The sequence below is a fragment of the Mammaliicoccus sciuri genome, from assembly GCF_002901825.1.
Lineage (GTDB): Bacteria > Bacillota > Bacilli > Staphylococcales > Staphylococcaceae > Mammaliicoccus > Mammaliicoccus sciuri.
The window spans coordinates 245,743-263,963 of record NZ_PPQD01000030.1 but is presented as its reverse complement, the minus strand read 5'-3'; the positions used below and the strand labels follow the sequence as shown (position 1 = coordinate 263,963).

General features: G+C 32.3%; 17 protein-coding genes. 15 read left to right on the top strand and 2 right to left on the bottom strand.

Features of this window, described 5'->3' with window-relative positions; all coding sequences use genetic code 11:
- The first annotated feature begins 3 nt into the window (after window positions 1-3).
- The 9 genes from smc to rplS all read left to right on the top strand — a co-directional run bounded on the left by smc (window position 4) and on the right by rplS (window position 8,915).
- On the top strand, window positions 4-3,570 hold the full coding sequence (smc, locus tag CD035_RS11090; protein WP_048542534.1) for a chromosome segregation protein SMC: 3,567 nt from the start codon (window positions 4-6) through the stop codon (window positions 3,568-3,570).
- Complete coding sequence (gene ftsY / locus CD035_RS11085) at window positions 3,567-4,739, top strand: signal recognition particle-docking protein FtsY (protein WP_048542538.1); 1,173 nt, start codon at window positions 3,567-3,569, stop codon at window positions 4,737-4,739. The genes smc and ftsY overlap by 4 nt, the downstream gene beginning before the upstream one ends.
- Window positions 4,726-5,061 carry a putative DNA-binding protein gene (locus tag CD035_RS11080; protein ID WP_025905303.1) on the top strand — a complete coding sequence of 112 codons (336 nt, stop codon included), beginning with the start codon at window positions 4,726-4,728 and terminating at the stop codon, window positions 5,059-5,061. The genes ftsY and CD035_RS11080 overlap by 14 nt, the downstream gene beginning before the upstream one ends.
- Before the next feature lie 12 nt (window positions 5,062-5,073).
- Window positions 5,074-6,438 carry a signal recognition particle protein gene (ffh, locus tag CD035_RS11075; protein WP_048542539.1) on the top strand — a complete coding sequence of 455 codons (1,365 nt, stop codon included), beginning with the start codon at window positions 5,074-5,076 and terminating at the stop codon, window positions 6,436-6,438.
- Between the two features lie 192 nt (window positions 6,439-6,630).
- Window positions 6,631-6,906 carry a 30S ribosomal protein S16 gene (rpsP, locus tag CD035_RS11070; protein ID WP_016910739.1) on the top strand — a complete coding sequence of 92 codons (276 nt, stop codon included), beginning with the start codon at window positions 6,631-6,633 and terminating at the stop codon, window positions 6,904-6,906.
- 13 nt (window positions 6,907-6,919) lie between these two features.
- On the top strand, window positions 6,920-7,147 hold the full coding sequence (locus CD035_RS11065) for a KH domain-containing protein (RefSeq protein ID WP_025905305.1): 228 nt from the start codon (window positions 6,920-6,922) through the stop codon (window positions 7,145-7,147).
- A gap of 66 nt (window positions 7,148-7,213) precedes the next feature.
- Entirely contained in the window at window positions 7,214-7,714 is a 501-nt protein-coding gene (gene rimM, locus CD035_RS11060) for a ribosome maturation factor RimM (protein WP_048542542.1), read from the top strand.
- On the top strand, window positions 7,714-8,436 hold the full coding sequence (trmD, locus tag CD035_RS11055) for a tRNA (guanosine(37)-N1)-methyltransferase TrmD (protein ID WP_048542543.1): 723 nt from the start codon (window positions 7,714-7,716) through the stop codon (window positions 8,434-8,436). Before rimM ends, trmD begins: the two co-directional genes overlap by 1 nt.
- A 128-nt stretch (window positions 8,437-8,564) precedes the next feature.
- On the top strand, window positions 8,565-8,915 hold the full coding sequence (gene rplS, locus CD035_RS11050) for a 50S ribosomal protein L19 (RefSeq protein WP_025905308.1): 351 nt from the start codon (window positions 8,565-8,567) through the stop codon (window positions 8,913-8,915).
- A gap of 143 nt (window positions 8,916-9,058) precedes the next feature.
- On the opposite strand, the gene CD035_RS11045 is transcribed toward rplS, so the two are convergent.
- A complete protein-coding gene (locus CD035_RS11045) occupies window positions 9,059-11,659 on the bottom strand; it encodes a YfhO family protein (RefSeq protein WP_048542545.1) in 2,601 nt (866 codons plus the stop codon).
- 18 nt (window positions 11,660-11,677) lie between these two features.
- The gene (locus CD035_RS11040; protein WP_048542547.1) at window positions 11,678-12,607 is read right to left on the bottom strand and encodes a glycosyltransferase family 2 protein; all 930 of its coding nucleotides are present in this window, start codon (window positions 12,605-12,607) and stop codon (window positions 11,678-11,680) included.
- A 72-nt stretch (window positions 12,608-12,679) separates the two neighbouring features.
- Here CD035_RS11040 and ylqF point away from each other — a divergent pair, with 72 nt between their 5' ends.
- From ylqF to dprA, 6 genes are all read left to right on the top strand, one after another.
- Window positions 12,680-13,564: a ribosome biogenesis GTPase YlqF gene (gene ylqF / locus CD035_RS11035; RefSeq protein ID WP_025905311.1), complete on the top strand. Its 885-nt coding sequence runs from the start codon at window positions 12,680-12,682 to the stop codon at window positions 13,562-13,564.
- Window positions 13,545-14,321 (top strand): ribonuclease HII, encoded by a 777-nt coding sequence (locus CD035_RS11030; RefSeq protein ID WP_048542549.1) that lies wholly within the window; start codon window positions 13,545-13,547, stop codon window positions 14,319-14,321. The genes ylqF and CD035_RS11030 overlap by 20 nt, the downstream gene beginning before the upstream one ends.
- 104 nt (window positions 14,322-14,425) lie before the next feature.
- Complete coding sequence (gene sucC, locus CD035_RS11025; RefSeq protein WP_025905313.1) at window positions 14,426-15,592, top strand: ADP-forming succinate--CoA ligase subunit beta; 1,167 nt, start codon at window positions 14,426-14,428, stop codon at window positions 15,590-15,592.
- Window positions 15,593-15,609: 17 nt separating this feature from the next.
- Window positions 15,610-16,518: a succinate--CoA ligase subunit alpha gene (gene sucD / locus CD035_RS11020; RefSeq protein WP_025905314.1), complete on the top strand. Its 909-nt coding sequence runs from the start codon at window positions 15,610-15,612 to the stop codon at window positions 16,516-16,518.
- A 178-nt stretch (window positions 16,519-16,696) separates the two neighbouring features.
- Entirely contained in the window at window positions 16,697-17,245 is a 549-nt protein-coding gene (locus tag CD035_RS11015) for a nuclease-related domain-containing protein (protein WP_048542551.1), read from the top strand.
- Window positions 17,246-17,258: 13 nt separating this feature from the next.
- A complete protein-coding gene (gene dprA, locus CD035_RS11010; protein ID WP_048542553.1) occupies window positions 17,259-18,149 on the top strand; it encodes a DNA-processing protein DprA in 891 nt (296 codons plus the stop codon).
- Window positions 18,150-18,221: the final 72 nt, after the last annotated feature.

Here is an 18,221-nt window from a genome sequence, read left to right as displayed (position 1 = left end):
TTTATGGTTTATTTAAAATCAATAGATGCATATGGATTTAAATCTTTTGCTGAACATACACATGTAGACTTTGATAATGGTGTGACAGCTATTGTAGGCCCAAACGGTAGTGGTAAAAGTAATATTACGGATGCTATAAAATGGGTTCTCGGTGAGCAATCAGCAAAAAGTTTACGTGGATCTAAGATGGAAGATGTCATCTTTAATGGGTCGAAAGAACGTAAAAAGTGCCAATATGCAGAAGTAAAATTAACATTGGATAATCATTCAAGAAAATTAAATATAGATGAAGATACAATAACAGTTGAACGCCGCTTATATAGAAATGGTGACAGTGAATATTATTTAAATAAAGAACGAACACGCTTAAAATCAGTCCTAGATCTATTTTTAGATTCAGGTCTTGGTAAAGAAGCTTTTAGTATTATTTCTCAAGGTAAAGTTGATGAAGTATTAAATGCTAAACCTAGTGATAGAAGATATCTCATAGAAGAAGCAGCTGGCATATTAAAATATAAAAAACGTAAAAAAGAAGCGACACAAAAATTAGACGAAACAGAACAAAATTTAAATCGTGTTGAAGACATTGTATTCGATTTAGAGGCAAGAGTTGAGCCTCTAAGAGAAGAAGCTGCGATTGCTGAAGAGTATATTGCTTTAAAAGAAGAAATGAAAAAGAGTGATATTACTGTAACGGTATATGATATTGAAAGTTTAAATAAAGATTTTAAAAAGCTTGAACAAGAGATCGAGCATTTTCAATATCAAAAAGAACAAAAAACAAATGAATTAGACGCTATGACATTTGAATTAAATGAAAAGAAAAAATCGAGAGATCAGATTTCTTATCAAATTCAAAATGATAACAAGGCATTAGTTGAAGCGACTGAATCATTAGAAAGATTTACTGGTCAATTAGAAGTCTTAAAAGAACGTCAAAAAAATAGTGATGCGACAAATGAAAGACTAGAAGAAGAAAAGCAAGCTTCTCAAATGAGAATTAACAAAATTACGGAACAAATTAAAGAAATAGATGTGGAATTGAAAGAATTTAAAGATAGATATCAAGCATTAGTGCAAGAAATTAATGGACTTGAAGGTCAATTATCGAATCAAGAAGGTACATTTGAAGAGAAAATTGAACAATTGAAAGATCGTTATTATCAACTCATGACAGAACAATCAGACATTAATAATGATATTAGATTTTTAGAAGACAAATTAGCAACACATCAAGAAAAACAATCAAGATTAGATGGCAGACAAAAAGAAGTATACGAAGAACTTCAACGTGTTTGGGAAGATAAATCGACTTATACCGAAAAGCTACAATCTGTTGAAAAAGAACTTCAAGAAACAACTGAAAAATATAAATCTGATCATAAGTTGTTGAAAAGTAAAGAACAAGCATATAAAGATACGGAGTCAAAACTGTATCAAGCGTACCGTTATACAGAACAAATGAAGACGCGTATTAATACGTTAAAGAGTATGCAAGATGAATACTCTGGATTTTATTCTGGTGTGAAACATGTGCTGAAAGAAAAGTCACTCAATGGTATAGAAGGTGCAGTTGCAGAAATTATCGATACACCCTCTAAATTAACAACAGCAATAGAAATAGCGCTAGGTGCTTCTTTACAACATATCATTGTAAAAGAAGAAAAAGATGCACGATTAGCGATTAAATATTTAAAAGATAAAAAGCTAGGCCGTGCTACATTCTTACCAATGAATGTGGTTAAAAAACGATTTATACCACAATCTGTTATCGAGCAAATTAATGATCAACAAGGTTTCATTACAGTAGCTTCTGAAGGCGTTAAATATGACGAGAAATATCGAAATATTGTAGAGCATTTGTTAGGTAGTACAATTATTGCTAAAGATTTAGAAACTGCCAATCAACTTGCGAGGTTAATTCAGTTCAAGCATAGAATTGTGACACTTGAAGGTGATGTGATTACGCCTGGTGGTGCTATGACCGGTGGTGGCAAAGAAAAGAAAGCAAGTTTGTTATCACAAAAAGATGAACTGAAAACGACTGAAGATAAGTATCAGAACTTTGTGCAACAAACAACTCAAATCGAAGAGAATGTCAAAGCATTAAAACAAGAAGTTCAAAATATCGAACAGTCCTTAACTGAAACACAAGAAAAAGGTACTGAACTAAGAGCTAAAGAGCATGAAGTAACGTTACAATTAGATGCAGTATTAGCTAAAGAAAAACGATTAAAAGACGAAAATGAAACGTTTGAATTTGAGAAGAATGATGGCTATAACTTTGTGAAAGGTCAAGAAACATTACAAGAAAAGCAAAATAAACTTGTAAATATTAAACAAGATATAGAGAAAATTGATAACGAAATCAATCAATTAAATGCATCTCTTTCACATAGTAAAGATAGTGAAAAAACAATTCAAAATACATTAAATGAAAAGCGTTCAAATCTTGCAGTTGAAAAAGAACGAAATCGTTTGAAAGAACAAGACAAGAAACGACTTAAAGAAGATTTAAACGAATATGAACATACGTTAACTAAGATTAATGACCAAATTGAATTAATCAATTCCGATGATTATATGGGTAGTGGTCAATTTGAAAAAGTCGAAAGTCAAATTCAACTGTTTACAGATAAAAAGCAAGAAATAGAAACGAAAATGATGGATAATCAAAATAAATATAAATCTATTCAAGAAGAAATTGAGCAAATTGAGCGCGATACGCAATCTATGCATCAAAGCATTTCTGGTTTAGAAACAGGCTTACAAGATATGGTGAGTAAGCACTCTAAAATAGATATTATGATTGAGCATCAATTGACACACTTAAATGAAACGTATCAATTAACTTTTGAAAAAGCACAATCATTGTATGAAATGCCAGAAGATATTTCAGAAGCAAGAAAAACAGTTAAATTAACAAAAATGTCTATAGATGAACTTGGACATGTAAATTTAAATGCGATTGAACAATTTAAAGAAGTTAATGAAAGATATACATTCTTAAGTGACCAAAGAACAGATTTATTAGAAGCAAAAGAAACATTAGAACAAGTCATATTAGAAATGGATGGCGAAGTATCTACTAGATTTAAAGAAACCTTTGATGAAGTGAATCATCATTTTGGAAATGTGTTTAAATCACTCTTCAATGGTGGACGTGCTGAGTTACAACTTACAGATAAAGATATTTTAGATGCTGGTGTTGAAATTGTCGTACAACCTCCAGGTAAGAATCGACAATACTTATCGCTACTTAGTGGTGGGGAACGTGCGCTATCTGCAATCAGTTTACTCTTTGCAATATTAAAAGCACGTACAGCGCCTTTTGTAATACTAGATGAAGTTGAAGCTGCATTAGATGAACAAAATGTGATAAGATATGCAGAATATTTAGATCAACTTAAATCAGAAACTCAATTTATCGTCATTACACATAGAAAAGGCACAATGTCATACGCGGATAGCTTATATGGTGTTACAATGCAAGAAGCAGGCATTTCTAAACTTGTGAGTGTTAACTTAAAATCAATTAAAGAAGAAGAATTGGAGGCATTACAATCATGAGTTTTTTTAAACGATTAAAGGATAAATTCTCTCCTAGTGAAGAAAAAAACAAAGAAATTGAAAACCAAGAAGAACAACCAGTCCAAGACTTAGAACCTGAGTCTAATGAAAAAGAAAATCCTGAAGCGGTTCAGTTTGACGATGGATTAATGTCATTAGATGAGTTTGAAGAATGGGAATCTGAACAACTTGGTGCTAAGTTCAAACAAGGGTTAGAAAAATCTAGAGAGAACTTCCAAAATAAATTAAATGATTTATTAGCTGTTTACCGTAAAGTTGACGAAGATTTCTTTGAAGCATTAGAAGAAATGTTAATTCAAGCAGATGTTGGATTTAACACAGTTATGGAACTTGTTGATGAATTACGTATGGAAGCTAAACGCCAAAATATTAGTGAAACATCTGAATTAAGAGAAGTCATCGTTGAAAAAATAGTCGAAATATATGTGCAAGATGATGAAGATATTGATCAAATGAATATTGAAAATGACCGATTAAATGTTATATTAATGGTTGGTGTTAATGGTGTCGGTAAAACGACGACAATTGGTAAATTAGCACACCGTTATAAGCAAGAAGGTAAAAAAGTCATGTTAGCAGCTGGAGATACTTTCCGTGCAGGTGCTATTGAACAATTGAAAGTATGGGGAGAACGTGTTGGCGTAGAAGTGATTAGTCAAAAAGAAGGTTCTGACCCAGCAGCAGTTATGTATGATGCTGTAAATGCTGCTAAAAATAGAGGTGCTGATATTTTAATTTGTGATACAGCAGGACGATTACAAAATAAAGCAAACTTGATGAATGAATTACAAAAAGTTAGAAAAGTTATTGATCGTAATGTACCTGGAGCACCACATGAAGTATTATTAGCATTAGATGCTACAACTGGTCAAAACGCATTGTCACAAGCTAAATCATTTAAAGAAGTGACACAAGTTACAGGTATCGTATTAACGAAACTTGACGGAACAGCAAAAGGTGGTATCGTGTTAGCAATACGTAATGAATTACAAATTCCAGTTAAATTTGTAGGACTCGGTGAAAAACTTGATGACTTACAACCATTTGATGCAGAAAGCTATGTTTATGGATTATTTGCAGATATGATAGATGCGAATGAATCTGTTGAAAATACTACTGAAGAAGCTGATCAAAATGACGGAAAATAATGAACTTATAAAAACAATGAGAATGAATTACTTATTTGATTTTTATCAAGGGTTATTAACTGAAAAACAACGCAATTATTTAGAATTATATTATTTACAAGATTATGCACTAAGTGAAATTGCAGAGACATTTCATGTGAGTCGACAAGCAGTATATGATAATATAAAACGAACAGATGAATTATTAGAAGAGTACGAAACGAAATTACAGCTCTTTAAAAAATTTAAAGAAAGACAATCTATTATTGATGAATTAAAAAGATTGTCAGGAGATAATCAAGAACTTAATCAGGCGATAGAACGCTTAGAAATTCTTGAATAGGAGGAGAAATTTATGGCATTTGAAGGGTTATCCGAAAGACTTCAAGCCACGATGCAACGCATCAAAGGTAAGGGTAAAGTTACAGAGCAAGATATTAAAGCAATGATGCGTGAAGTACGATTAGCATTATTAGAAGCAGACGTTAACTTTAAAGTTGTTAAATCTTTTGTAAACACAGTATCTGAGCGTGCGTTAGGTGCAGATGTTATGCAATCTTTAACACCTGGACAACAAGTCATCAAGATTGTTCAAGATGAATTAACAACTTTAATGGGTGGAGAAAATAGTAAAATTAACATGAGCAGTAAACCACCTACTGTTGTGATGATGGTCGGTTTACAAGGTGCAGGTAAAACAACAACTGCAGGTAAATTAGCATTATTAATGAGAAAAAAATATAACAAAAAGCCATTACTTGTCGCATGTGATATTTATAGACCAGCTGCGATTCAACAGTTACAAACGGTTGGTAAGCAAATTGATATACCTGTATATACTGAAGGCGATCAAGTAAGTCCAAAACAAATTACTGAGAATGCGTTGAAATATGCACGAGAAGAACATTTAGACTTTGTTATTATCGATACAGCAGGTCGTCTGCATATTGATGAAGCATTAATGAATGAGCTTGTAGACGTTAAAGAAGTATCTAAACCAGATGAAATTATGCTTGTTGTAGACTCTATGACAGGTCAAGATGCTGTAAATGTTGCAGAATCATTTGATAATACATTAGATATAACAGGTGTAACATTAACTAAATTAGATGGTGACACACGTGGTGGTGCAGCACTTTCGATCCGTTCTGTTACTGAAAAGCCAATTAAATTTATTGGTATGAGTGAAAAGCTAGATGGACTTGAATTGTTCCATCCAGAACGTATGGCATCTAGAATTTTAGGTATGGGTGACGTATTAAGTTTAATTGAAAAAGCCCAACAAGGTGTCGATGAAGAAAAAGCTAAAGAATTAGAAAAGAAAATGAGAACATCTTCATTTACGTTTGATGATTTCTTAGAACAATTAGAACAAGTTAAAGGTTTAGGTTCGTTAGATGATCTGATGAATATGATTCCAGGTGCTAACAAAATGAAAGGCATGAAAAATGCTAACATGGATCCTAAACAAATCGATAATGTTCAAGCGATTATCCGTTCTATGACTTTAGAAGAAAGAAATAATCCTGACATTTTAAATGTTTCTAGAAAACGTCGTATTGCTAAAGGTTCAGGTCGTTCTTTACAAGAAGTAAATAGATTGATCAAGCAATTTGGCGATATGAAGAAAATGATGAAACAATTTACAGGTAGCAATAAAAAAGGTAAAAAAGGTAAGCGAGGCGGAAATCCATTCCAAGGAATGAACTTACCGTTCTAATAGAAGTATGATATAACTTTAATATAGAGCAAAGTGATGGCAGCAATCTTTAAGGGATAATGCCAGCTTTGCTCTCTTATTTTGTATGAAATTTAAATTGGTAAAGAGAAAACACTTTACAAACAATTTATATCCTGTTATAGTATTTACTTGTAGAAAAGAAATTATAAATGAGTAAGGAGTTTTTTAAACATGGCAGTTAAAATTCGTTTAACACGTAAAGGGTCAAAAAGAAACCCATTTTATCGTATAGTAGTAGCAGATGCACGTTCTCCACGTGATGGTCGTATTATCGAACCAATCGGTACTTACAATCCAGTTGCTAAACCAGAAGCAGAAATCAAAGTTGACGAAGAGTTAGCTTTAAAATGGTTAGCTGACGGTGCAAAACCTACTGATACAGTTCGTGATATCTTATCAACTCAAGGTATCATGGAGAAATTCCATAATTCTAAACTTTCTAAGTAAAGCGTAGATTATATTGGAAAAATTAATACAAACAATTATAGTACCGCTCGTAGATTATCCGGAGAACATCAATATATCTAAAGATGAACAAGATTCTAGCATTACGTTCAATATAGACGTTCATGAAGAAGACATTGGCAGAATTATTGGTAAGAAGGGCAGAATGATTAAAGCAATTCGTACAATTGTGTCTGGTTCAATGAACGAGCAAGGCAAGAAAGTGTTTGTAGAAGTTAATTAAGAGTACCTAATTGGTGCTCTTTTTTAATGTTAATAATTAATGAAACAGTTGAGGAGGCACAGCTCAATGAATGTTGAAATAGGCAAAATTGTTAATACACATGGTATTAAAGGTGAAGTGAAAGTATTATCAGATTCTGACTTTACCGATGAACGATTTCATAAAGGTCAACTTATTACAGTTAAGAAAAATAATGAATCATTTTCATATACAATAGCATCACATAGAATGCATAAGAATTTTCATCTTTTAACGTTTGAAGGTATTTATAACATTAATGATATCGAACATTTAAAAGGTTCTAAAATTTACCAAGAACAATCAAATGAAGCGATTGAACTTGAAGAAAATGAATATTATTATTCAGATATTATTGGTTGTACAGTGTTCGTAGATGAAGAAGCGTTAGGTAGAGTAATCGAAATAATGGAGACAGGTGCTAACGATGTATGGGTCGTTAAGGGAGATAAAGAATATTTAATTCCTTATATTGAAGATGTTGTTAAACATGTTGATGTTAATCTGAAGACTATTAAAATTGAACCGTTAGAAGGTTTATTAGACTGATGAAGATTGATTATTTAACACTGTTTCCAGAAATGTATGAAGGTGTACTCAATCATTCCATAATGAAACGAGCACAAGATAAAGAAATTGTTCAATTTAATACAGTGAATTTTAGAGATTTTGCGAATAATAAACATTCACAAGTTGATGATTATCCTTATGGTGGTGGACAAGGTATGGTCCTTAAGCCAGAACCTGTATTCAATGCACTTCGTTCATTAGATAAAGATGAAAACACGCGTGTGATTTTAATGTGTCCACAAGGTGAGCCATTCACTCAAGCGAAAGCGGAGTCTTTATCAGAAAGTGATCATATTATTTTTATTTGTGGTCATTATGAAGGATATGATGAGCGTATTAGAGAACATTGTGTAACGGATGAAATATCAATTGGAGACTTTGTATTAACGGGTGGCGAACTTGCGAGCATGACAATGACAGATGCAATCGTAAGACTATTACCAGGTGTTCTTGGCAATCAAGTATCACATGAAGATGATTCATTTTCATCTGGATTATTAGAACATCCTCAGTACACTAGACCAGCAGATTATGAAGGCTTAAAGGTACCAGATGTATTATTATCTGGGAATCATGCAAACATTGAAAAATGGAGACATGAACAATCATTGTTAAGAACACAACAGAGAAGACCAGATTTGTTAGAAAGTTATCCATTAACAGAAGCGGATAAACGTTTCTTAAATGATAACAAAAAATAGATTGAATCAACTTGTACAATGTGATATATTAATATAAGTGTGTGAGCACAAATTCACTATGATCCGCTGCTAGCATTTATATGAAACAATTACATTGGGCAAGAACATAGTCAGAAGGAGAGAATATAATGAGTAATAATAAGTTAATCGAAGCAGTAACAAAAGACCAATTACGTACGGATATTCCAACATTCCGTGCTGGTGACACTTTAACTGTACACGTACGTATCGTTGAAGGTAGCCGCGAACGTATCCAAGTGTTCGAAGGTGTAGTTATTAAACGTCGTGGTGGCGGAATTTCTGAAACGTTTACAGTTCGTAAAATTTCTTACGGTGTTGGTGTTGAGCGTACATTCCCTGTACACACTCCAAAAATCGAGAAAATCGAAGTTAAACGTCGCGGTAAAGTACGTCGTGCGAAACTTTACTACTTACGTAGCCTACGTGGTAAAGCTGCTCGTATTAAAGAAATTAGATAATATAAACCTTGGCATTGCTTGCTAAGCGTTTAAGTGATTGGGACATATATCCCGATACAAAATAAATAAGCATATCACTGAACTGATTACTCAGTTGTTGGTGATATGCTTATTTTTTATTGACTAATAAGGGTCGAATATATTTAAGTTTGCAGCTTCCTATTCACTTTTCTTGTGAAGACGATACTTAAAATAATTGAAACAAATGAAACCAAAATCATCGTTTTAAAATAGGGTGGTTGATAAGTGATTTCTATATCTTTGTCTTGTTGTTCTACATCAATACCTGACATAATGTGATTGACTTTGTGAATGGCTTTGTCTTTACCGTCTACTTTAGCCTTTAAGCCTTCTCTATACGGTATATTGATGACTGCTGTTCCTTTTTTGTGTTCTTTTAAAGATATATTAATTTTCCCGTTTTTTTCATGGTAAGTATAACGTTTCTCTTTATGAGCTTGCTTCAACGTTTGATAATTTTCACCATATAAACCTTGTAATTGTAATTTATATTTCCCATTCGTTAATGAGATAAATATTTTCCCATCTTTAGGTACTGGCACACGATAAAGTAAATCATCTTGATTCATGCGATATTTTGAATCTTGGAAGAGACGATTATTTGGATAATCATTTACTTGAATTGTAAAGTTTGATTGTGGTAATTCCCGTTCTAAATGTAACATTAAATATAAATCTTGATATTGATTCGTTAACTTTTTAGGTAGCTGAATCGTTAAACCATCTCCATTTCGAGGCACGGTCAACATATTGTGTTGATAATCGGCATCACGTGTTGTAATGGTAGTTTGATTTAAAAGATTCGGTGCTTTGTTTATTTCTGAATTAACTTTATCTTTATCTGTTGTAACAACACCTTTAATCATAGCATGTTCAAGATCTAACGGTTTATGAATATTATTGGCATCATAATATTGATCGGTTACTTTAACTGCAGGTAACGGTTGCTCGTTTTCTAATATTTGATATTTGCCATCGTCTTGAATCAATTTAAAGTTTGCTGGCGATGATTTTTGATATGATTTCTTCATTATATACTTTGTTGACCAAAGGCTGTATAAGTTTGATCTATCTTGCATATCGCTATAACGACTTAACGATTCATTTTGTAGATTAACTTTTGCATCTTCAAAAAGATATTGATTTAAACCGCCATCAAAAATACTAGAGTATAAACTAAGACCTTTAAAATGTTGATACATAGGTGTATTGTCTTGTGTTAATACGCGCCATCCTAATCTTTCATCAGGATTCAATTGTTGATTTAAATGTGATACATGACTTCGTTGTAAACCACTATCAAACGTACTTGCTTGAATAAAGAATTTATTTGCACGTCTTTCATGATCTTCGTGATAGATTTGGTTCTTACTATGATCTTTTGAGACTAAGAAAGAAGTTAACAAAATCATTGTCGCAAATACAAGTGTTAATAAACGTGTAAAACGCTTTATGGTTAATACGAGCAATCCTATTACAAATAGAATAGGTACCATCCAAATCCAACTGACATAATCTTTAGTTACGTAATAACTTGAAAAAATGACGATAAAACCTGGTATGGCGGTGATGATATATTGCTTGATGCTAATCGATTTAAAGTAATATACGTAACTCGCAATTAAACCACTAGAAAAGAATGTTAATAAATAATGCCATCTTTTTTGTGGTGCAGAAAAGCCATTAAAAATACTATCTACATAAGGTATAAAGCTTGCAATCATTAAAATAATCGTAAAAATGCTAAATAATCTATAATAATAATGTTTGTAAAGCTTTATTGTTAAAAGCGCCTGAATGGCTATAAAAAGTACTACAATTAAATAATTGTCATAGAATATATTGTCATGTTTATTAAAGTTAGACAGTAATGGAATCGTTCCATTATAAATTGCACGATTATTCCCAATGAAACTATGGGCAGAGTGGAAGAAAATAAATAAACTACTTCCAAGACCAAGTATACTCGCTACTACAAGTAATTTAAGTTGTTGTATTCTTGGTACGATATCAGCCTTATGTTGAAAAATAAATCGATAGAAAAAGTAAATGAGTCCTGTTAAAAACTGATAGTATGCGAAATAAAAGTTATTGATAAACGTTAGGGCAACGATTACGATAAACATGCCAATCTTTTTATCTTTTAAAAATCTTTCAATACTGAATAATAATAATGGTAATAGCATAAAGACATCGCTAAAGAATGGCCAATATACAGTAAACCTAAAATAAATAGGAGAAACTGCAAATAGAAAAGCTGCAACTATTGAAGCAGTTCGATTTAAGCCAATCTTCTTAACATATAAAAAGGTAAAACTCATAATTAAAAATGACTTTACGATTGATATGACAATGGCATTCTGAGCCCAAAATAACATATGATCCGTATTAAAATGGAAGATAAATGAGCCTAACCAAACAAAAATGACATTGATAATGAACAAAATATTCGTAGAGAAGTAATAGGACAAATCCATAAACATATCTCCACCAAGACCTAAATCAGTTGAATAGAAAAATGTTCCATGTGTCCAATGTTCATATAAATACATTTGAATTGGTAACATTTGTTCGATACCATCATTTGGTCCAGTAAAGATAATACCATCTTTAAAATAGCGATAAAGTATATAAGTATGACCTAAAATGGCTAAAACACCGAAAAGCAAAATGTATTTGTAAATAGCGTTGTTATAAAAAAATGTTTTTATTTTATTTATCATTTGATTCACCTATATGTGTTATTCGTGAAATTTAAGGTTTGTTTGTTGAATAATATATTTTGGTCTATCTTTTGTTTCATAATAAATACGACCAATGTATTCACCTATAACACCTAAACTAAATAATTGAAGGCCCCCTAGGAATAAAATGGCGGAAATAATTGTGAAATAACCGGGTTCTTCGATGCCATGTATCATAATATTTATAAATGTAATTAAAATATATAGAAGACAGATAAACATTGTAATACCACCAAAATAAAAGCATAGTCGAAGCGGTTTATTATTAAAACTAACGATACCATCAATTGCGTAATCGATTAATTTAAAGTTGGAATATTTAGAACGTCCTTGATTTCTATCTAGATGATCATATGTAATAGTTGTCTTATTAAAACCAACCCATTCAAATATACCTTTAGAGAATCGGTTATACTCTGTCATTTTAATGATAGACTCAACAACTTCTTTAGATATTAATCGAAAGTCACCTTCACCACTTTTTAACTTAACATCAATCATATTTCTAGATAATTTATAGAATATTTTAGCTGGAATTCTTTTGAAAAATGACTCTTTGTCGCGATTGCGTAATGCGACAACTTGTTGATAGCCTTCAAGATGTAATTCAATCATTTGTGGGATTATCTCGGGTGGGTGTTGAAGGTCTGAATCCATAATAATAACAGCATCGCCTATACTGTGTTCAAGTCCACAATACATAGCAGATTCTTTGCCGAAATTTTTAGAGAAAGATATGTATTTAACTTGATTGTCTTTTTCTGATAGTGATTGAATTAAATTCAAAGAAGCATCTGTAGAACCATCATCAACAAAAATGATTTCGAATTGATGCGGCAAATTTAAAAAGACGTTTGATACTTTTTCATGTAAAATAGAGATGTTAGTTTCCTCATTATAAAGAGGAACTATAATTGAAATAAACATAACAAACCTCCTATATAGATATGGTTAATATATCATATTTCGATAGTTTAAGATAAGAAAGGATAAATATAAATGACAATTCAATGGTTTCCAGGTCATATGGCCAAAGCGAGACGCGAAGTAACAGAACAATTAAAAATGGTAGATGTGGTATTCGAATTAGTCGATGCACGTATTCCGCTATCTTCAAGAAATCCGATGATTGATGACATTGTTAAACAAAAACCTCGTGTTGTAATACTTAATAAAAAAGACATGTCAAAACAAAGTGAGACAGATAAATGGACACAATACTTTAAAAATCAAGGCTTTTTCCCAGTTCAAATTGATTCGAAACATGGTAAACATTTAGGTGAGCTTATGAAAGCTGCACAAGCTGCCACTAAAGAAAAATTTGATAGAGAAAAACGTAAAGGTCTTCGTCCGAGAGCAATCAGAGCTATGATAGTTGGTATTCCGAATGTAGGTAAATCCACACTTATCAATAAATTAGCCAAAAAATCAATTGCTAAAACAGGTAATACACCAGGTGTGACGAAAAAACAACAATGGATTAAAGTAGGAAAAGAATTAGAATTGTTAGATACACCAGGTATTTTATGGCCGAAATTTGAAGACCAAACGATTGGTAAAAAGCTGAGTTTAACAGGGGCAATTAAAGACAGTATTGTACATTTAGATGAAGTTGCGATATATGGATTAAACTTTTTAATCGATCATGATCCAGAAAAATTAAAACAATTTTATCAAATTGAATTACCTGAAGACGGTGACGTCATTGGTTTGTTTGATCAAATTGGTAAAAGAAGAGGTATGTTAAAACGTGGTAACGAAGTAGATTATGAGTCTGTCACGGAGTTAATCATTAGAGATTTACGTAATGCTAAAATTGGTCATTACTGCTTCGATATATATGAAGAAATGAAGGATGGCATGCATGAAACAGAAGAGCATTAAAGAAATTGTTGAAGAGATTAAACAATATTTAACGATTCAAGAAGTTGAAGCATCACCTTATAACGAAGATGAACGTAAAGGTGTTCAAAGTGCATTAAGTAAGCGAATCAAGCAGTTAGAAAAAATAGAACAACTTCATCATAAATATATTCAAATGAATCAATATGAAAAACAAGTATTAGACTTAAACAAAGATGCTGTTATTTGTGGGATTGATGAAGTAGGGAGAGGTCCACTTGCAGGCCCGGTCGTAGCAAGTGCGGTTATTCTTGAACAAAACCATCAATATTTAGGCATTACAGATTCAAAAGCTTTATCACAAGCTAAACGTTCTTATTTCGAACAAGAAATATATAATCGTGCACGTGCAGTAGGTATTGGCATTGCAACGGTAGAAGAAATTGATGAACTCAATATATATGAAGCAACAAAGGTAGCGATGCAGCGAGCAATAGACCAATTGTTAATCAAACCAGACCACTTATTAATAGATGCGATGAAGTTAGATAATGACATTCCACAAACATCTATTATTAAAGGAGACTTAAATAGTGTCTCAATAGCAGCAGCGAGTGTGATTGCTAAAGAATATCGTGATAAGTTAATGTCTCAATATCATATTGATTATCCTGGATATGATTTTGATAAAAACAAAGGATATGGAACAAAAGCACATTTAGAAGGGCTCGAAAATTATGGTATTACACCGATACACCGTAAAACTTTTGAACCTATCAAATCAAAAGTGAAATATTAGTCTAACAATTCGTAAAATTGGACTCTCCTTGTTTACAATAACGCTTACATTTTCTATAATTGAGAAGTAAGCAAACATTATTGTATGTATTAGGAGGATGGAGAATGAATATCCATGAGTATCAAGGTAAAGAGATTTTTCGCTCTATGGGCGTAGCTGTACCTAATGGTTCAGTGGCTTTTTCACCTGCTGAAGCAGTAGAAAAAGCGAAAGAATTAGATTCAAATGTATATGTTGTTAAAGCGCAAATCCATGCTGGCGGACGTGGTAAAGCTGGTGGCGTTAAAATTGCTAAATCAATTGATGAAGTACGTGAATATGCTAAAGAATTATTAGGCAAAGTACTTGTTACACATCAAACTGGCCCTGAAGGTAAAGAAGTAAAACGTCTTCTTATCGAAGAAGGATGCGATATTCAAAAAGAATATTACATTGGGTTCGTTATTGATAGAGCTACAGACAGAATTACTTTAATGGCTTCAGAAGAAGGCGGAACTGAAATTGAAGAAGTTGCAGCAGCAACTCCTGAAAAAATCTTCAAAGAAGTAATTGATCCTGTTACTGGATTAATGCCTTACCAAGCTAGAAGAATAGCATTTAATATTAACATCCCTAAAGAATCAGTTAACAAAGCTGTTAAATTAATGATGTCTTTATATAATGTGTTTGTAGAAAAAGACTGCTCAATTGTTGAAATTAACCCACTTGTTACAACAGGAAGTGGTGAAGTATTAGCACTTGATGCAAAAGTAAACTTCGATGATAACGCTTTATTCAGACATAAAGATATCGTTGAAATGCGCGATTTAGAAGAAGAAGACGAAAAAGAAATTGAAGCTTCTAAATACGACTTATCTTATATCGCACTTGATGGAAACATCGGTTGTATGGTAAACGGAGCTGGCTTAGCTATGGCTACGATGGATACAATTAATCACTTTGGCGGTAATCCGGCTAACTTCCTTGACGTTGGGGGCGGCGCAACAAAAGAAAAAGTTACTGAAGCATTCAAAATCATCTTAGGTGATTCACAAGTTGAAGGTATCTTTGTAAATATCTTTGGTGGAATCATGAAATGTGATGTCATTGCTGAAGGTATCGTAGCTGCTGCTAAAGAAGTTGAATTAGACATGCCTTTAGTTGTAAGACTTGAAGGTACTAATGTTGAACAAGGTAAACAAATCTTAAAAGAATCTGGTTTAGCAATCGAGCCAGCATCTATCATGGCTGATGGTGCTCAGAAAATTGTTAAATTAGTTCAAGAACGATAAGAAAGGCGGAGAGTTACGTGAGTGTATACATCGATAAAAATACAAAAGTATTAGTTCAAGGTATTACGGGTGCAACAGCACTTTTCCATACTAAACAAATGCTAGAATACGGTACTCAAATCGTTGCTGGGGTAACACCTGGTAAAGGTGGGCAAGTGGTTGAAGGTGTACCAGTATTTAACACTATAGAAGAAGCAGTCGCTGAAACTGGCGCAACTGTTTCAGTTATATATGTACCAGCTCCATTTGCGGCTGATGCAATTATTGAAAGCGCAGATGCTGAATTAGACTTAGCTATTTGTATCACAGAACATATTCCTGTTATTGATATGATTAAAGTTAAGAGATACTTAGAAGGTAAGAAAACACGCTTAGTAGGACCAAACTGTCCTGGTGTGATCACTGCAGATGAATGTAAAATTGGTATTATGCCTGGTTACATCCATAAAAAAGGTCACGTAGGCGTAGTTTCACGTTCAGGTACATTAACATATGAAGCGGTTCATCAATTAACTCAAGCAGGTATCGGTCAAACGACGGCTGTCGGTATTGGTGGGGACCCAGTTAATGGTACAGACTTCATTGATGTATTAAAAGCATTTAATGAAGACGACGAAACATATGCAGTTGTTATGATTGGTGAAATCGGTGGAACAGCTGAAGAAGAAGCAGCTGAATGGATTAAAGCTAACATGACAAAACCAGTAGTAGGATTCATTGGTGGTCAAACAGCACCTCCAGGAAAACGTATGGGTCATGCTGGTGCAATCATTTCAGGTGGTAAAGGTACTGCATCTGAAAAAATCAAAACTTTAAATGACTGTGGTATTGATACAGCAGATACACCATCTGTTATCGCTGAAACACTTATAAACCGTATTAAAAAAGAAGACGGTTTATACGAAAAATGTCTAACAGTTAAATAATAACCATATATATAAGTACAGTGTCTTTCTTCAATAGAAAAGCACTGTGCTTATTTGGTGTTTAAATTTATATAGCCGCTAATGAACTAAATTTTAGTTTGTTAGTGGTTTTTTTCGTGGACAATATTAAATGCATAAACTATAATATATGTAAAATATTAACAAACAGGAGTGAGGCATGAATCACAACTATGAAATAGCATATGTAAATGCACTAACATCAAGATTAAGTGAAGACAGTCATGATTTTGAAATCATGAATAAATTTAAAGGTTATGAAGGCGAACAACTTGAAGAAGATTTTTTAAAGCAACAACATCAAATTGTGTTTAATCATAATCTTGAATTTATATCTTCAAATGCAGTACAAATAGATTTTTTAATCATACATAATAGTCAAATAAGTATATTAGAAGTTAAACACTACTATGGTGATTTCGAAATCTATGACAACTATATAAAGAGTTCTTATAATAAACGTTACACATCACCATTTGTACAATTATACAAAGCTAAAAATACCCTTCAATCAATATTTCAAGAAATAAATCTAAATCTACCAATACATCACTATTTAGTATTTTCAAATCCCACATTTACACTAAGAAACCACATACCAAACCGCTCGCAAGTACTATTGCGCTCTAAATTTTATAAATTTCCAAATATAAGAAACCAAAACAAGATCGTTAGTCGCCCGCCAAAAAATAAAAAATCTATATTATAAGAGGTGTATATTTATGAATGATTATCAACAATCAATTTTAAAATTAGTTTACAGTGGTTTTACGACTAATCAAATTCACAAGATGATTCGTTATGATTCTGAGTTAAATTTTCTTTCATATAGAACTACGTTTATTGATTTTGTACATAAAATTGGTTTAAAAGAGAGAACAATATTAACGATGTATCACAAATATAATGATAGTAATATAGATAAAATACGTGCTTCATTAGAGAAAAGAAATATTCAAATGGTATTTTCTGATGAGGATTGTTATCCAACTTTACTAAAGGAAATTTATGATTATCCACTTGTACTTTTTGGAATGGGTAATATGTCGTTATTGCAAAATAAACAAAAATTGGCTATAGTCGGTTCAAGGAAGGCTACACTATATTCAGAACAAATTTGTGATGCTATTGTGCCAGACCTTGTTAAGTCACATATTACGATTGTTTCTGGTATGGCAATGGGTGCAGATTATTTTGCACATTTAAAAGCGATAGAGTATAGTGGTCAAACTATAGGTGTTGCTGCATTTGGTTTAGATTATCATTATCCTAAAGCGACACAATATATAAGTGAACTGATGCGTAAAGATCATCTCGTCATATCTGAGTATTATCCAACAAGGAAAGTTCAAAAATGGCGTTTTCCAGAAAGAAATCGTATTATTAGTGGATTGTCACAAGGAGTATTAGTAACTGAAGCAAATGAACGTAGTGGTTCTTTAATCACGATAGACTTGGCATTGGAACAAAATAGAAATGTTTATTGTTGCCCGGGCACGATTTTTCAATCTTTAAGCAAAGGTGGCAATAATAGAATAAAAGAAGGTGCTAAGCTCGTACAAAATGCTCAAGATATCATTGAGGATTATTGTATATTTACTGAACAAAAATAAATTTTATAAAATGTTTTAATTGACAAAGCTGAATTTATCAGTTTATCATTTACATTTGTAATCAATAGAATA

Excerpts from the sequence above, each read along its gene's own strand:
- smc (WP_048542534.1), top strand. The coding sequence starts at position 4 with ATGGTTTATTTAAAATCAATAGATGCATATGGATTTAAATCTTTTGCT.
- ftsY (WP_048542538.1), top strand. The coding sequence starts at position 3,567 with ATGAGTTTTTTTAAACGATTAAAGGATAAATTCTCTCCTAGTGAAGAA.
- CD035_RS11080 (WP_025905303.1), top strand. The coding sequence starts at position 4,726 with ATGACGGAAAATAATGAACTTATAAAAACAATGAGAATGAATTACTTA.
- ffh (WP_048542539.1), top strand. The coding sequence starts at position 5,074 with ATGGCATTTGAAGGGTTATCCGAAAGACTTCAAGCCACGATGCAACGC.
- rpsP (WP_016910739.1), top strand. The coding sequence starts at position 6,631 with ATGGCAGTTAAAATTCGTTTAACACGTAAAGGGTCAAAAAGAAACCCA.
- rimM (WP_048542542.1), top strand. The coding sequence starts at position 7,214 with ATGAATGTTGAAATAGGCAAAATTGTTAATACACATGGTATTAAAGGT.
- trmD (WP_048542543.1), top strand. The coding sequence starts at position 7,714 with ATGAAGATTGATTATTTAACACTGTTTCCAGAAATGTATGAAGGTGTA.
- rplS (WP_025905308.1), top strand. The coding sequence starts at position 8,565 with ATGAGTAATAATAAGTTAATCGAAGCAGTAACAAAAGACCAATTACGT.
- CD035_RS11045 (WP_048542545.1), bottom strand. The coding sequence starts at position 11,659 with ATGATAAATAAAATAAAAACATTTTTTTATAACAACGCTATTTACAAA.
- CD035_RS11040 (WP_048542547.1), bottom strand. The coding sequence starts at position 12,607 with ATGTTTATTTCAATTATAGTTCCTCTTTATAATGAGGAAACTAACATC.
- ylqF (WP_025905311.1), top strand. The coding sequence starts at position 12,680 with ATGACAATTCAATGGTTTCCAGGTCATATGGCCAAAGCGAGACGCGAA.
- CD035_RS11030 (WP_048542549.1), top strand. The coding sequence starts at position 13,545 with ATGAAACAGAAGAGCATTAAAGAAATTGTTGAAGAGATTAAACAATAT.
- sucC (WP_025905313.1), top strand. The coding sequence starts at position 14,426 with ATGAATATCCATGAGTATCAAGGTAAAGAGATTTTTCGCTCTATGGGC.
- CD035_RS11015 (WP_048542551.1), top strand. The coding sequence starts at position 16,697 with ATGAATCACAACTATGAAATAGCATATGTAAATGCACTAACATCAAGA.
- dprA (WP_048542553.1), top strand. The coding sequence starts at position 17,259 with ATGAATGATTATCAACAATCAATTTTAAAATTAGTTTACAGTGGTTTT.